Origin of the sequence: Bacillus sp. NSP9.1 (assembly GCF_000465465.2) — a bacterium.
Classification (GTDB): Bacteria; Bacillota; Bacilli; order Bacillales; family Bacillaceae; genus Bacillus; species Bacillus sonorensis_A.
The window spans coordinates 3919434-3934724 of sequence record NZ_CP048273.1 but is presented as its reverse complement, the minus strand read 5'-3'; the positions used below and the strand labels follow the sequence as shown (position 1 = coordinate 3934724).

The 15291-nt window shown below is 40.2% G+C and carries 16 protein-coding genes and 1 pseudogene; 11 read left to right on the top strand and 6 right to left on the bottom strand.

Going from position 1 to position 15291, the window contains the following annotated elements; translation table 11 throughout:
* The first annotated feature begins 331 nt into the window (after nt 1–331).
* From M654_RS20405 to M654_RS20375, 7 genes and pseudogenes are all read left to right on the top strand, one after another.
* Nucleotides 332–2122 carry a sensor histidine kinase gene (locus M654_RS20405; protein WP_026589760.1) on the top strand — a complete coding sequence of 597 codons (1791 nt, stop codon included), beginning with the start codon at nt 332–334 and terminating at the stop codon, nt 2120–2122.
* A gap of 42 nt (nt 2123–2164) precedes the next feature.
* A complete protein-coding gene (locus tag M654_RS20400; RefSeq protein ID WP_236251160.1) occupies nt 2165–3355 on the top strand; it encodes a response regulator transcription factor in 1191 nt (396 codons plus the stop codon).
* A gap of 30 nt (nt 3356–3385) precedes the next feature.
* Nucleotides 3386–4672, top strand: coding sequence for an ABC transporter substrate-binding protein (locus M654_RS20395; protein WP_026589758.1), 1287 nt, complete (start codon nt 3386–3388; stop codon nt 4670–4672).
* A gap of 241 nt (nt 4673–4913) precedes the next feature.
* Nucleotides 4914–6377, top strand: coding sequence for a glycoside hydrolase family 68 protein (locus M654_RS20390; protein WP_026589757.1), 1464 nt, complete (start codon nt 4914–4916; stop codon nt 6375–6377).
* A gap of 117 nt (nt 6378–6494) precedes the next feature.
* Nucleotides 6495–8060 carry a glycoside hydrolase family 32 protein gene (locus M654_RS20385; RefSeq protein ID WP_142246037.1) on the top strand — a complete coding sequence of 522 codons (1566 nt, stop codon included), beginning with the start codon at nt 6495–6497 and terminating at the stop codon, nt 8058–8060.
* A gap of 284 nt (nt 8061–8344) precedes the next feature.
* The gene (locus tag M654_RS24450) at nt 8345–8389 is read left to right on the top strand and encodes an erythromycin resistance leader peptide (RefSeq protein WP_121128006.1); all 45 of its coding nucleotides are present in this window, start codon (nt 8345–8347) and stop codon (nt 8387–8389) included.
* A 277-nt stretch (nt 8390–8666) separates the two neighbouring features.
* Nucleotides 8667–9053: pseudogene (locus tag M654_RS20375) on the top strand (rRNA adenine N-6-methyltransferase family protein); the annotation flags it as partial.
* A gap of 67 nt (nt 9054–9120) precedes the next feature.
* Here M654_RS20375 and M654_RS20370 read toward each other — a convergent pair.
* The 5 genes from M654_RS20370 to M654_RS20355 all read right to left on the bottom strand — a co-directional run bounded on the left by M654_RS20370 (nt 9121) and on the right by M654_RS20355 (nt 12067).
* On the bottom strand, nt 9121–9759 hold the full coding sequence (locus M654_RS20370) for a DUF1796 family putative cysteine peptidase (RefSeq protein WP_026589754.1): 639 nt from the start codon (nt 9757–9759) through the stop codon (nt 9121–9123).
* A gap of 201 nt (nt 9760–9960) precedes the next feature.
* On the bottom strand, nt 9961–10479 hold the full coding sequence (locus M654_RS20365) for an arsinothricin resistance N-acetyltransferase ArsN1 family A (protein ID WP_026589753.1): 519 nt from the start codon (nt 10477–10479) through the stop codon (nt 9961–9963).
* Between the two features lie 21 nt (nt 10480–10500).
* Complete coding sequence (locus M654_RS24165; RefSeq protein WP_256860174.1) at nt 10501–10626, bottom strand: hypothetical protein; 126 nt, start codon at nt 10624–10626, stop codon at nt 10501–10503.
* Between the two features lie 20 nt (nt 10627–10646).
* Entirely contained in the window at nt 10647–11507 is an 861-nt protein-coding gene (locus tag M654_RS20360) for a permease (protein WP_026589752.1), read from the bottom strand.
* 110 nt (nt 11508–11617) lie between these two features.
* On the bottom strand, nt 11618–12067 hold the full coding sequence (locus tag M654_RS20355) for a MarR family winged helix-turn-helix transcriptional regulator (RefSeq protein WP_026589751.1): 450 nt from the start codon (nt 12065–12067) through the stop codon (nt 11618–11620).
* Nucleotides 12068–12661: 594 nt separating this feature from the next.
* Here M654_RS20355 and M654_RS20350 point away from each other — a divergent pair.
* From M654_RS20350 to M654_RS20340, 3 genes are all read left to right on the top strand, one after another.
* Nucleotides 12662–13291, top strand: coding sequence for a pectate lyase (locus M654_RS20350; RefSeq protein ID WP_442858867.1), 630 nt, complete (start codon nt 12662–12664; stop codon nt 13289–13291).
* Between the two features lie 118 nt (nt 13292–13409).
* Nucleotides 13410–13856, top strand: coding sequence for a YfmQ family protein (locus tag M654_RS20345; RefSeq protein WP_026589749.1), 447 nt, complete (start codon nt 13410–13412; stop codon nt 13854–13856).
* 13 nt (nt 13857–13869) lie between these two features.
* The gene (locus tag M654_RS20340; RefSeq protein WP_026589748.1) at nt 13870–14328 is read left to right on the top strand and encodes a GNAT family N-acetyltransferase; all 459 of its coding nucleotides are present in this window, start codon (nt 13870–13872) and stop codon (nt 14326–14328) included.
* Nucleotides 14329–14343: 15 nt separating this feature from the next.
* Here the strand turns inward: M654_RS20340 and M654_RS20335 are convergent, their stop codons facing one another.
* Nucleotides 14344–15027 (bottom strand): SOS response-associated peptidase, encoded by a 684-nt coding sequence (locus M654_RS20335; protein ID WP_026589747.1) that lies wholly within the window; start codon nt 15025–15027, stop codon nt 14344–14346.
* 107 nt (nt 15028–15134) lie between these two features.
* On the opposite strand from M654_RS20335, the gene M654_RS23670 reads away from it, so the two are divergent.
* On the top strand, nt 15135–15290 hold the full coding sequence (locus tag M654_RS23670) for a hypothetical protein (protein ID WP_179115637.1): 156 nt from the start codon (nt 15135–15137) through the stop codon (nt 15288–15290).
* The last annotated feature ends 1 nt before the right edge of the window (nt 15291 follow it).

The window sequence follows — 15291 nt, the reverse complement described above, 5'->3', positions numbered from 1 at the left end:
AGTAAGATTCATTTCGCTTATGATGACAGCGGTTTCGTTTATTTTGGTAACCGCTTTCGAAATGCGCTGTAACAAGGAAATTTTATAATCCTTTATGTTTTTTTAACCTATTTGTCCTATGTTGACATACATATTCAAATAAATTTAAATAAAAAGTATTAGGATGCCCAATCGTTAAAAAACATTTTTTTAAATACTCAATTTAAATTTGCTGATTTTAATAGAACTCCTTTTGATGGAGGTTCATTATATGTCATTTGCATACTTTCTAATTCTCTTATGAAAAAGGCATGTTAATTTGGACTCCATTTTCACGAAAGGAGTATTTTAAATGAAAAGTATTCGAAGCCGTTTATTGTTCATGCTGTTTACCTTTATTATCCTGCCGTATTTTGTTTCCGTTTTTTTGATTTATGAATATACGAAAAAAAGTGTTGAAGAGCACGAGCTTGAAGTTAGTCATGATCAAATGGAGACATTGTCGGAGGAGCTGCAGCAATATTTTCATGACAAGATCAATCTTCCATATAATTTATATCGGACTCCTGATTTATACCGAATTTTTCAAGATGGTTTTGAGGATTCCATTTATTTCAATCCGGCTGCTGTTGAAAAAAGCATTGAAACTTTTTCTCTCATGCGAAACGAAATACGTCAGGTCCGCTTTTATATTGATAAGGATAAAGAATCGTTTACTGTTTACAATACGATGGTCAGTGCACGTAAATCTCAACCGGATTTATTAAAGGAACAATCAATGAGGAAACTTTATAACTCAAACGTAAAGTATATGATTGAGCCTCCGCATCGGATTGAGAATTATAATAATGCCGCAATTGTTCCTGAAGCGGATACCGCAATGGTGATGACGATTCATCATAAATTAGTAGATGTGCTGTCGAATGAATTTCTCGGAATCATTACAATTGATTTCGATTTAGATGGGTATGCACGTATATGCAAAAGTGTTGCTCAGCATGAAGAAGAATCCGTATTACTGATAGATTCAAATCATCGTGTCATGTATGCAAATAATCAAGCACTTATAGGTCAGTCCGTTCCCCCTAGTTTGCTGAAGAGGATCGATGCAGCTGAAGATGTTGGGGAAGAAGATATTATCCTATCCAAAACCTTATCAGAGCCACTAAATCAATGGAAACTGGTCAAGATAACTCCTAGTCACGTATTATTTCAAGATGTCAGGCAGACCGCATACACAAACATACTTGTCGGGATAGGAGTAGGGGTGCTGGGATTAATGATGATAAGTATTATTACTTATAAAATAACGAGTCCGATTAAACTTCTCAGCAGGAAAGTGGAATCAATTGAAGGTGGACATACGGATGTCCCTTTTGATGACAGCAGAGAAGACGAAATCGGTCTATTAGAAAATCATATGAAGGACATGATGGACCGAATCAATCTGCATATTGAACGTGAATATAAACTGGAAATTGAAAATCGGAAAAACCAATTCAGAGCGCTCAAATCCCAGGTAAACCCGCATTTTTTATTTAATGCATTACAATCAATAGGGGCGGTTGCCTTAAGAGACCATTCTCCGAGAGTTTACCAATTGGTCACGCACTTATCGAAAATGATGCGGTACTCGATTCGGGCAGATCAGTGGGTATTGGTTCGAGAAGAGGTAGAGTATATACAATCATACTTATCCCTTCAAATGGAGCGTTTTGGAAGCGGTTTAAATTATTCTATTCAAATAAATGAAACAATCCTGGCAATGAAGATGCCAAGTATGATTCTTCAACCGCTTGTTGAAAACTTTTTTAAACACTGTTATGAGGAAGGTTTCTATCACTCACATTTAAACATTTATGGAGAAATCCAAGGAGAAATGTTAAGTCTCGTGGTAGAAAATGACGGACCTAGTATGACACATAAAGAGCTGCAAACATTAAGGGAAAATATCTATACGGCTTCTGATGAAGGAACGTACTCCCACGAGCATATTGGTTTGAAAAATATTCATGACCGATTAGTTCTAAATTATGGACAAGGTGCTGGACTAGAGCTGGATCGGAAGCAAGGACATGGATTTTTCGTTCGACTCATGATTCCTTTAGATTCAAAGATTGCAAAAGAAGAGATTGTTTCATAGTCATCCAAACAGAAAATGTTCACTTGGTATCTTGTAAGGAGGATGAGAAAAAGTATGAAGGCTCTAATTGTAGATGATGAATTTAATGTGCGTGATGTCATCCGGCATTTGGGACAGTGGAAAAAGTACGGTATTACTGATATTTTCGAAGCAAGCAATGGAGAAGAGGCCAAAAAAGTGATTTTAAGAGATAATCCGGAGATCGTCTTTACAGACGTGAAAATGCCTGGAATAAGCGGTATAGAATTAATGGAGTGGTTAGACGCCATGTCTTATCCCGGGAAAGTCATTTTAATCACAGGTTTTGACGATTATTCATATATGCGCAGAGCAATTAAGTGCGGCAGTTTCGATTATTTATTGAAGCCGATTGAAGCTGATGCATTTAATGAAACGTTGGAAGAAGCTGTTAAATGCTGGGCGAGTGAAGAGGAGGATCGTCTATATAAAGAAGCAGGTGTTTATGAGGATGTTAAAAGGCTTCGTATGAATCAGTTCGTTACCGACGCTTGCAACGGGGAACCTTTCGACATGAATGAAATGGCTTTATGTCTTCCCCCAGCCGAGGAGTACGACCTTACACTCATTTCCTTTTATCAAATGCACCATTCTGATCCATACATTCAGCGGCTTGCTGATCAGCTTGTCGATCAGGGGCTTGGAAATGCGTTTACGCTTCAGAATGATCAAAGTCTTTGTTTAGCTATGACTGTACAGGGCGAATGGTTATCTGTTGAGGAATGGATAAGTCATGAATTTGATATTCCTGTTCGTCTTGTTACCGGTCAACCAATCAAATCATTGGAAGAGATCCCGAAATCGTTTCAGTCTTTACTAAAAGCAGTGGAAGAACAAAACTTCAGATCGATTCATCGTTTAAATGATCTGGATGACGCCCGTCGCATGAAGGACATTGTTTCTTATGTTGACATGTACTACATGAAGGAATTGAGTTTGGAAAAACTATCAAGCCGGTTCTTTTTGAGCCGTGAACACATATCCAGAAAGTTCAAACAAGAAACGGGAATGACTCTTTCCAAATACATCATGAAACTAAGAATCGATCAAGCAAAACGATGGTTAAGTGAAACGGAAGAAAGTATTTATTCCATTTCCTTAATGCTTGGCTATCAGGACGAGAAATACTTTTCAAAATTATTCAAAAAGGTCGTTGGCATGACACCTTTTGAGTACCGCAACAACGGGAAGAAGCTGAAAGTTGGGAGCAGGTGATCGATATCTTTTGACTATTGGGGTGAATCGATGAAAAAAGGGATGTTTCACATGTTTTTAGTCGGCATACTAAGCTTATCTCTTTCGGAATGTCAGACGAAGACGAAGAAGGTACCGATATCAAAAGAGCCGGAACGTGCGGAGGAAAAAATCATATTAAAGGTTCGAAATCCGAAAGTGGAAATATCCACACAGTTCGAACAAATGGTCAATGTTTATGAAAAGAAAAATCCAAACGTAGATATTCAGATTCACACCGTAGGCGGGGCTGCCGATGACCTTTCTGACCTGAAAGCACAGATGGCTGCTGGTCATGGTCCTGCTATCTTCACAAACACTGGATACGAACATGGCAAACAATGGCGTGAATATTTGGAGGATCTTACGGACCAACCATGGGTTGAACATGCATATGAAGATACGTTAACCCCAATGAAATTCAATGGAAAAATTTACGGAATGCCGTTTAATTTAGAAGGTTTTGGATTCATTTATAATAAGGATTTATTTCGTCAGGCAGGCATTGATACGTTGCCGAATACGCTAACTGAATTAATAGCAGCAGCGGAAAAGTTGAAAAAAGCAGGGATCACGCCTTTTGCAAACGGTTATTATGAAGGGTGGAAATTGGGTGACCACCTGTTGAGTATTGCTTTTGCACAACAAGAAGATCCAGTTGCTTTTATTAAAGGTCTAAATGATGGGACGAGAAAAATCGAGAATAATCAAACATTCAAAGATGTAATCAAGTTGCTCGATGTCACAATGAAATATGGAAACAACAGTGCGCTCGCAACAGATTACAACATGGAATTGAACTTATTTGCAAAGGGACAAGCCGCGATGATACTGCAAGGAAACTGGATTCAGCCGATGATTGATCAACTATCACCAAATATGAATATAGGAATGCTGCCAATACCAATTAATGACGAGCCTAACAATGATGCCTTAGTTGTCGGTGTCCCGAATTACTGGGTTGTAAACAAACAAGCAACACCAGAAAAGAAAAAAGAAGCGAAGAAATTTTTAAACTGGATGGTTTCTTCAAAACAAGGAAAAACGTTTATGACGGAACGTTTTAAATATGTTCCTGCGTTTGAAAACATCGAGACTGACCATTTAGGACCGCTCGCGGATGAAATGATTCGTTACTCTCAAGCCGGAAAGACGTTATCTTCCAACTGGTTTCGTTTTCCTGTGGGAGTAAAAGCTGAGTTTGGCGCTGCAATGCAGCTATACGTCGGAAAACAGCTGAATCGCGAGCAATTGCTGCAAGAGTTTCAGAAATCGTGGGATCATGCTAAAAGCAAATAATTCTTCTCAAAAGTTGATCAACCCGCTGACTAGTCTTGATTATATAAAAAAATGCCCGCATTTTTAGCAGGCATTTTTTTTATAATCTGCCCGAAAATACGATATCAATTTAAGACAATATTCTAATCAATATAAGCCATATCCACAAAATTCGCCCTCAACTATAATGAAGTTTGTAAACACGGTTTGACTACGGCTGGGTTTCAAGTAAACCTTCAAAACAATTTTAGGGAGGAAGAAGATGAGAATCAAAAGCCTTGTTAAACAAGCAACAGTTGTAACGCTTGGTACAGCAATTCTAGTAGGAGGGGGGGCTTCAATATCTTTTGCAAAACAAAAAGATTCATTGGATCACAAAGAAACGTATGGGACTTCTCAAATCACTCGTTCAGACATGTACGACATCATCAAGCAGCATGATAATCCAAAATTTGAAGTTCCGCAATTCGATGCATCCACCATTAAAAACATTCCTTCAGCAAAAAAGTATGATGAGAATGGCAAGCTAATGGATATAGACGTATGGGACACTTGGCCGCTTCAAAACGCTGATGGAACAGTGGCGGAATATAAAGGCTATCATATCGTTTTCGGTTTAGCAGGAGACCCTGACAATGGAAGCGACACTTTTATATACATGTTCTATAAAAAAGTTGGTGATCATTCACTTGATAGCTGGAAAAATGCCGGCAGAGTTTTTAAGGATAGTGATAAATACGCTGCAAACGATCCGTATTTAAAAGATCAAGCAGAGGAATGGTCAGGATCGGCAACTTTAACGTCTGACGGAGAAGTTCGCCTATTTTACACAAATCGCCACCCATGGGATGGGGAAAAACACTTCGGTAAACAAACGTTAACAACAGCTCAAGTGAATCTATCTCAACCAGATGCTGATACACTAAAAATTAAAGGTGTTGAAGATTTTAAATCCATCTTCGAAGGTGGAGACGGTAAAGTTTATCAAAATGTCGATCAAGCTTTCAGTGAAGGTAATTTCATGAATAACCATACATTAAGAGATCCTCATTATATTGAAGATAATGGTCATAAGTATCTTGTCTTTGAAGCAAATACGGGAACGGAATATGGTGATGAAGGTGAGGAATCACTATACAATAGAGCTTACTATGGCGGAAGCAATAAATTTTTCCAAGCTGAAAAGAATAAGCTGTTGAAAAGCTCGAAAAAAGAGCTGGCTACTCTAGCGAATGGCGCAATAGGGATTATTGAAATCAATGATGATTATACTCTGAAAAAAGTAATGAAACCATTGGTTGTTTCAAATACAGTAACAGATGAAATCGAGCGTCCGAACATCTTTAAAAAGGATGGCAAATGGTATTTATTCACTAGCTCAAGAGGATCTAAAATGACAATTGACGGTATTGATGACGAAGACATTTACTTGTTAGGTTATGTGTCCGATTCCTTAACCGGACCATACAAGCCGCTCAATAAAACCGGACTTGTATTACACCATGATCTTGATCCTTATGATATTACTTGGAATTACGCTCATTATGCGATCCCACAAGAGGATAGCGACAATGTGGTTGTAACAAGCTACATGACAAACAGAGGTTACTTTGAGGATCATCACTCTACGTTTGCACCAAGCTTTTTACTGAATATTGAAGGACCAAAAACATCTGTTGTAAAAGATAGTATCCTTGAACAAGGACAAATCACAATTAACGAATAATATTGTAAAACAAGAAAATGTCAATCATGATTGGCATTTTCTTTTTGCTTTGACTTTTTTCGAGGGCGGTGAGTCTGATTGGACAAACGAGTAAAAAATAAAAGGGGATATAAGCTGTTGGTTTTTTTTATTGCGGGCTTACTGATCATAACTGCCATCGGATTCGTAGATCACCTTGTTTTTAAGTCTGGTGAACCGACAGTTGAACAACAAACAAATAAGTCTCAGGAATCGGCTCATACACATAAAAAGCCGTCATACCGGGCAAATTACCACTTCACTACACCTGACAAATGGAAAAATGATCCCCAGAGACCGATCTATTTGGATGGAAAATATCATTACTATTACCTCTATAATGGTGATTATCCAAATGGAAATGGAACTGAATGGCGACATGCCACATCAGAGGATTTGGTGCACTGGAATGATGAAGGAATAGCTATTCCGAAATATACAAACGAAAATGGAGATCCATGGTCAGGATCAGTCGTGATTGATAAGGAAAATACAGCGGGGTTTGGAAAAGGCGCTCTCGTTGCGATTGTGACACAGCCCTCTAAGGATGGAGGAAAGCAGGAACAGTTTTTATGGTACAGTAATGACCACGGAAAAACATTTACCTCATATCGTGATGATCCGATCATGTCAAATCCGGGAACAAAAGATTTTCGAGATCCGAAAATCATTTGGGATGATAGCAGCCATAAATGGATCATGGTCATGGCCGAAGGAACAAAAATAGGCTTTTATGAATCTCAAAACTTAAAAGAATGGAATTATATGAGCAGTTTTGTTACGGAACATATCGGAATTGTAGAGTGTCCTGATCTTTATGTCATGCGTGCCAATAACGGGATATTAAAATGGGTGCTTGGTGTTAGTGCAAATGGTAAATCGCGAGACAAGCCCAATACTTACGCTTACTGGACCGGAAACTTTGATGGAAAGGAGTTCTTTCCGGATCACCATGAACCTCAATGGTTAGACTATGGCTTTGACTGGTACGGCGGAGTAACGTTTGAGGATGGAAAAGAAAGCGATAAATACAATAAACGTTATGCCTTTGCCTGGATGAATAATTGGGATTATGCCCATCAAACGCCAACAATGCGAGAAGGGTTTAACGGAATGGACTCGATTGTTCGCCAAATTGAACTAAAGCATGACAAAGACAATAAATATCATCTAATCTCACAACCAATTAACGCTTTGAATAAATTAACAAAGACGACAGATACCTATGAACAAATTGAAGTAAATGGCTCAAAAACACTTCATGTAACCGGTGATGCATACCAGTTGGAGACGGATATCTCTTGGTCAGAACTGAAAAATGTAGGTTTAAGGCTCAGGGAATCAGCGGATCAAGAACGCCATGTTGATGTTGGCATTTTTGCAGAAGGACAATACTTTTATGTCAATCGGTCATCAACAATCCACTCTGACAAAAGTAATCAATTCACGGAAAGCACAACACCGTTTGATGCTGGCAAACAGCAAGTTCACTTAAAGATTATTGTTGATAAAAGCAGTATTGAAGTCTTTGTCGATAATGGAAAGTTCACACATTCAAATTTAATATATCCAAAACCTGATGATCAAGGAATCACCTTTTTCTCCGAAGGCGGCACAGCGATCTTTAAAAATGTTACAATCAAACATTTTGGTTCGATTCATTGATACTTTGAATTTCCATGGCGGCATGGTGTAGTCTAAACCACTTGTTGACAAAATCCTAAAACACTTTAAAGCTTTAGGATTTTGTCATTCCAACCGGTATGGATTCGGGCTGACGATCTATAGGGAAGTATGGTTGTTATGCTTTACTCCTCAGATGTTGAACCATTTACAATGCCTCGTCACAAACACGGAGCAGGAGCCTCACAGAAATTGATTTTGACTATTACTGCAAACAGACGTATAATGCTCATGTATTTTACACTTTTATGAAGGATTATTAAAAAATGACACATTCGATGAGACTTCGATTCCCAGCTTTGAACCAGTAATTCAATACGTTCAAAGGCTCTGTTTGTGAATAGCAGAGTAAACGGGATCAGTCTGTCCTTTTTTACTAATCTTCATTTTTTATGAAATATATGTGATTAATGTAGAAAGGCGGATCGTTCTGCCTTTCTTTTTTTATACAATTATCCCCTCTTTTGATTAGAAAAAAAGGAAGGTTTATTTGGTTTTCCCTCATTTATAAGGATGGGTTCTCTTCCCTTGTACTCTGAATCGCAGGCAGACAGCCTGTGATTTTTTATTTTGAAAGGAAGGGAAGTTATGGTGAAAAAAATTCATAAGTTAGCGGAAAAAAACGAAGCTGTGGAGAATTTCTTAATTTTTCCTGACGGCATTTGATAAACGATAAAAAACTGCTTCATGAATGATAGAGCGGGCAAATGTAAGCATAAAAGGTACGGTTTTAGAGCTTGGAGCCGGAACAGGGGCTTTGACAACCATTTTAAATGAGAGAGCCGGCAAGGTTTTGGCAGTGGAATATGAACCAAAAGTTTATCGGCATTCTGAAGCGAAAAACCGCACAACATTCAAATGCGAAAATTATTCACCAAGACATTATGAACATCCATTTGCCGAATTGTCTCGAATATTCCATATCCCATCACAACACCGATCATGATAATGCTTTATCGGCAAAATCCGGAGAGCCATGCCCCCCGGCAGATTGGCCGCTGTTAACGGAAAATATGTTTGCTGCCCCGCCAGTGTTGCGGTGTTAAACGATTTTCACACCGCTCAGCATTTTTCTCCACAGCCGATCATTGGATTCCCAAATTTCCTTATCAGGAAGTTGAACCGCGCACACCCTTTCTAATGACCAATTCTGCTCCACGATCCCTTTAACATCAGCATGATTGATCAGAAGAACGCGAAATTCATTTTGAACCAAATCTGATAATACGGATTGAAGCTCCTGAGCTTCTTTGTAAGTACCTTTCGTTCTGATAAAGAGGATGCGGTCAGCGGTCGCCATTTTGTCTAAAAACCGGTTAATTCTTCTGTTGAATTTCTCCATGACTTCGCGGTATGTGACCAGATGTTCCAGTGTGTTTTGATCTGCCTTGAAATCATGGGCGGAATCGACATGGTAATAATCGTCTGTTAGTGAGATGTAACGGTCCTTTGTATAGACACCGGTCGAATAACCCGTCACCCTAAGATTTTCAGGTGCCATAAAATGAGAAAAACGATTTTTTAACAGAAAGTTAAGGTCTGTAAGGGAAGAAGTTCCGACCCAGTCTAATGGGCCAGCATAAGGACGCAAATTGTTTTTGCGAAGCTGAAGGGCTGTTAAACAAAGATGGCCCAAACCGAAAACAGCATTATATTCTCCTTTGATTCCATTCAAATTCATACTCAAGAACTCCTTTTTAAAAAATGCTTCCAGCATCCTTTTTTAGTATTCTATGTTTTTTAAGAGAATTAAGTAACAACAGTTGTCCAGTTTATTTCCCGAGTGAGGAGAAATTTTAGAAACACATTGCTTGAAGTCAGAGGAGTTTCTGAATGGAACAGAGGCAGGACTTTCTTGAAAACCGGGACAAAAAAAGGACCTTCACAGTTCGGAAGGCCCTTCATCTTGCAATAATTTTTCCATCGCCATCACATCAACAAACCGCCCATCTAACCTCCCTTGATTTTTGAAAATGCCGACCTGCCTGTAGCCCATTTTCGCATATAAATGTTGCCCGAGTTTATTAAATGGAAACGTAAACAAGACGATTTTATAAAAGCTGTTTTCTTTAGCCGTCTTTTCAAGAGCTTGGAGAAGAAGGCGTCCCACTCCTTTGCCGCGGCAGGAGCGGTCGACATAGATGGACAGGTCGGCAACCCCTTGATAAGCACATCGGTGCGAGTAAGGGTTTAAAGACGCCCAGCCGGCAATTTTTCCTTCTGTTTCGGCGACAAGGACGGAATACCGCCCTTGATGTTCCTGAAACCAAGATTCCATATCGTCTATATTTTTTGAATCTTCCTCAAGCGTGGCCATCCGGTCTTCGATCCCTTGATTATAAACGGCCAGAATACATGGTAAGTCACGCCAAACAGCTTTTCGAACGTTTAGATGGTGCATAGACATCCCCCGCAAACTTTCTTATTTTTGCGTGCAGCATGTTTCATTGGTTTCTTTCACTTCTTCGAAAGTAATATGACAGCAGTCTTGTTTATCCGCTTTGGTATCGGAATTGTCTTTTCCAAATATTTTATCGAATAGTCCCATCCTTTTCACCTCCTTTTAAGTTACATCATATAGAATAGGAATCCTGAAATCGTGGACATCGAAATCACGGATATGACGAACGCTATGACCAGCCGTTTCTTGAAGATGCTGTTTAACAATGTCAATTCTGGCAAGCTCGCTCCTGCCGAACTAATCATCAATGCCATTACAGGAGCGATGGCCATTCCTTTCAAAACGAAGATGTGTGAAAGAGGAATCATCGCAGAAAGCCGGATATACAACGGTATGCCGATGATGGCGGCAATCGGGACCAGCCACCATTGATTCCCGCCAAAAACAGATGAAATCCAAACCGTCGGGACAAGTCCATGAATCATAGAGCCGATGGCTGCGCCAATGATTAAGAAAGGATAGACGGATTTCATAAGGACAAGTGTTTCTTGCAAGGCGGCTTTCAAGCTGAATGTTGTTTGTTTCTCCTTGTAGCCGCTCACCACCACGGTTTTTACAGATTTTGCAAATCCCATTTTTTCGAGGGTTAAGCCAATGACCATGGATAAAACGGATGTCATGACTGTGTAGGCTAAGGCGACTTTCATACCTAATAAAGCGGCCATCAACGTGATGATGGTCGGGTCTAAAACTGGAGAGGCAAACAAAAACACCATCACGATGCCGAAGCGGATCTGTTTATGCAGCAGGTTGACGACTACAGGAATGGTGGAGCATGAACAAAAAGGCGTAACAAATGCAATGACGAGTGCCATCACTGAACCGGCAAGAACATTTTTCCCTTTCAAGTATTGATTCAATTTGTCATACGGGATGACCCCTTGAATGAGGTGAATCAGAAAGGAAATGGCAACAAATAAAATCGTTAATTCTAACGAAATAGATAGAAAGCTTTGAATGATATCCATGACATGTCTCCTTTTATTTGCAATTTGCAAGTTTTCGATATTAAAGAAAGGGAAAAGTGCTTCTTCTTTTCCCGCTCAGGTTCATAAGCGTGCATTGCTGATAAAAGGGGTTACTCCAAAGGTGATGCACAGCATTTGTTTGATTTCGCCATGGCTTCATTTAAAAGCTTAATCGAACGAATGACCGTTTCTCTTTCAAATTCGTTCATATGTGAAAAGACTTCATCTAAAAAAGCATTCATTTGTTGATCAATGCTTGCAGCCACATCTTTTCCCTCCGGCGTCAAAGAAAGAATCTGGATTCTCCGATCGTCCGGGTCCGGTGTTTTCTTGACCAGATTCATTTTCACCAATGATTGCACCTGGCGGCTAAACGTTGTAATGTCGGTACCGAGCGTTTCTGCTATCTGCTGTATGGACGGTTTATGCTGACGGTCAATTTCATAAACGATATGGCTTTGAATGAGGGAAATATCATAACCGCCTGTACTGCAGCAATTCTTGTTTAAAAAACCAAAACGTCTTGTCATCACTTGGAATAATTCACGAAGATTTTCCATTGTTCCTTCACCTCTTCTTAGTTATAACTCATTTATTTGCAAAATGCAATTAATTTTAGGGAACAAATGTTGATTTGTGCCTGGATTCTGAACGAACGCATGAACTAAGGCTGGATCACATACCGATTTTATGACAGTCAGGCGATTTTTGCTAAATCGTGATGCCTTTTTGAGGTCTAACCTTCAGGTAAAGCTTGAAACTGGTTCTGATTGACCAGTTTCCCGATCCGATTCGGCTGTCGATGTCGATGTCTGATCGTGTCGACTTACCGAATCGTTATTTATCGATGATTCATTCATTTATTCGCCTGAAAATAGTAAGGCCTGCCCTTGCAGGACTCGTAAAAAGAACGACTGAATCCCTTTTTTGTGTTTGATTTACTCTTTTTAGCAAAAGTTCAAATGGCTGATATACAAACGAAAGAAACGCCCCTATAGTTAAATATGAGGTCCTCAAGATGACGCAAAAAGAATGAAAACACCATCTGCAGATGATGTAAAAGGAACGGAATTTGTTTTACTTTCATTCAAATACCAAACTTCAGGAGGGTGAAAGGAATGAAGAAATTAGCAGGTGTCGTGTTACTGGCAGGGATGATTGCCGGGGGGCTTGGACAAGCTTTGCCTGCAAAAGCTTCCGCGGCTGAGGTTGTCCATCAAACGATCGTTGTCAAAAAAGGCCAGACTTATGATGGGAAAGGCAAGCATTTTAAGGCTGGCTCTGAAATAGGTGACGGCAGTCAGAGGGAAGACCAAAAACCGCTCTTCAAGGTGGAAGATGGTGCAACGCTTAAAAATGTCGTGCTGGATGCACCGGCTGCGGACGGCGTACACACTTATGGAAACGTTTCGATTCAAAATGTCGTTTGGACCGATATCGGTGAGGATGCGCTGACCGTGAAAAAACAAGGAAACGTGACGATTGACGGCGGCTCAGCACGCAACGGTTCAGATAAAGTTTTTCAAATCAATCAACCGAGTACATTTACGGTGGAAAATTTCACCAGCGATAACGCCGGAAAATTCATTCGTCAAAATGGCGGCACGACCTTTAATGTCAAAGTGTTTATTGACAACTGCACCATAACAAATATGAAAGAAGCCATTTTCAGAACCGACAGCAATACAAGCTCCGTCGTCATGACGAATACAAGATATTCACATGTCGGCAAGAAATGGTACGGTGTCAAACACATTACAGAAAAAAACAACAAAGAATTTTAAAGGATGACCCCCGCAACAGCGGGGGTTGTTTGTTCACACAATATCCAAAAAAACGGTTCCTTCCATATGTTAGTATAAAGCTTGTGTAATATATTACAATGTATGGGGATGATCAAATATGACATGGGTTTTTGTGATGCTTCTTGTTTTCATCAGCCTGTTCAAAATATTAGTGACATGCCTTCCGACTGGTGTCGTCGAATGGATGACAAGCAAATTTCAAGTGCATTCCAAACTGGATGCCGCCGGTTGCGCCGTCACGATTGGCGGTAGGCGCTTGAAGGGGCAGGATCACAAGCAATTTATCGAAGATTTTAATCAAGCTATATTTATGGAGCGCTACTATATTTATCCGGGAGACGAGCATTTATATCTGAACCCAAAGAACGGCGGGAGTCCATTTGTCATCGATGCGAAAAAGGGCAAACACGATGTCCGGCTGTTTGTGTACAGATATGATGATCACATCGATGTCGTCAAACAATCCAAGAAAAAAACGGCCGCGTACCGTCTCCGCTCGGAAAGCCTCCAAAACTGTACGTTAGAAACGGCCGAATTGGTTTAAAGGAGAAAAGAGAATGGAAGCATCAATCCATAACTTAAAAGATGAGCGACCGCAATGCCTTGATGAAATTGTCGAATTGTGGAGTCAAAATGCTTTGGAGACCGCGGCTTGCGAATTGGCTGAACAAGAAAAAAAGGAGGTCCGAAAGCAGCTGGAGCAATATGTTCAAACTGCTTTCGGAGCGGTTTTGACAGTGAAAGATGAAAACAGCCAGACGATTGGATACGGCCTGGCATCGATCAAGCAGGATTTAGTCAGTCACATGCTGTATGGTCAAATCGATGAAATCTATATTGCGCCTCCGTATCGCCGCCTTAAAATCGGAAAACGTTTAGCCGGACATCTGATCAACTGGCTGAATGGACAAGGTGTTTCTTACGTCAACGTCTATGTTGATCCAGACAATAAAACAGCCCTGCGTTTTTGGGAAGGCATCGGGCTGAGCAGGGAATTTTATATACTGACAAATTAGCATTGATCTCCCCTTTCATTGTGAAGGGGATTTTTTGATTAACTCAGGAAAATTATTCTTCGGTGAATTGACAAGAGACTGCACTTCATAAGCCTCCATTTCATCTGACGGATAGGGCTTTAATAGGCTTTCCAAATACCGGATGTCTTGATTGGCGGGGCGCAGCCATTCTTGTTCATCACCAGGCTTGAGGATGACAGGCATCCGGTCATGGATATCCTTCATTAAATCGTTTGGTTTTGTCGTAATAATCGTGCAAGTGTAGACGGGCTTGCCGTCGGCGGGCTGCCATTTCTCCCATAGTCCGGCAAACGAAAACAAGCCGTCTGACTTGAGCTTGATTCTCATCGGTTTTTTTGTCTTAGCGTCAACACGCTTCCATTCGTAAAAGCCGTCGGCCGGAATGATGCATCTTTTGCTGACAAGGGGCTTTCTAAAGCTTGGCTTCTCAGACAAGGTCTCAGCGCGGGCATTGATCATCTTGTAGCCGATTTTCTCATCCTTTGACCATGGAGGAATGAACCCCCACTGAAGCCGGCCTAAACGGTTATGTGCACCGTCATTTATACAAGCGAGGATTTTCTGGGAAGGCGCGATGTTATAGCTGGGGATATAGTCTTCTGCGGATGTCATTTGCTTGATGGCAAAGCGAGCGATGATATCGTCAAACTCGGAAAACAGTGTGAATCTCCCGCACATATGAAATCACCCTTTTTTGTTTATTCTATCATTTTCTACCTGAAAAAATCATTTTGCCGCGATCTAAAAAATATGATATCTTGCGGACTGGAAAGGGGGAGCATATGATGAAGAAGACTTTGCTGATGCTTTTGGGAGCTATCGTCTTGACCTTTTTTACATTTAATCTGCCGATTGCTTCGATATTAAATAGCGGTCTGTTTGAGGTGCTTACGTTTTGGCTGTTTGTGATTTTTTTATTTTCTTTTGAACGGAAATGGTGAA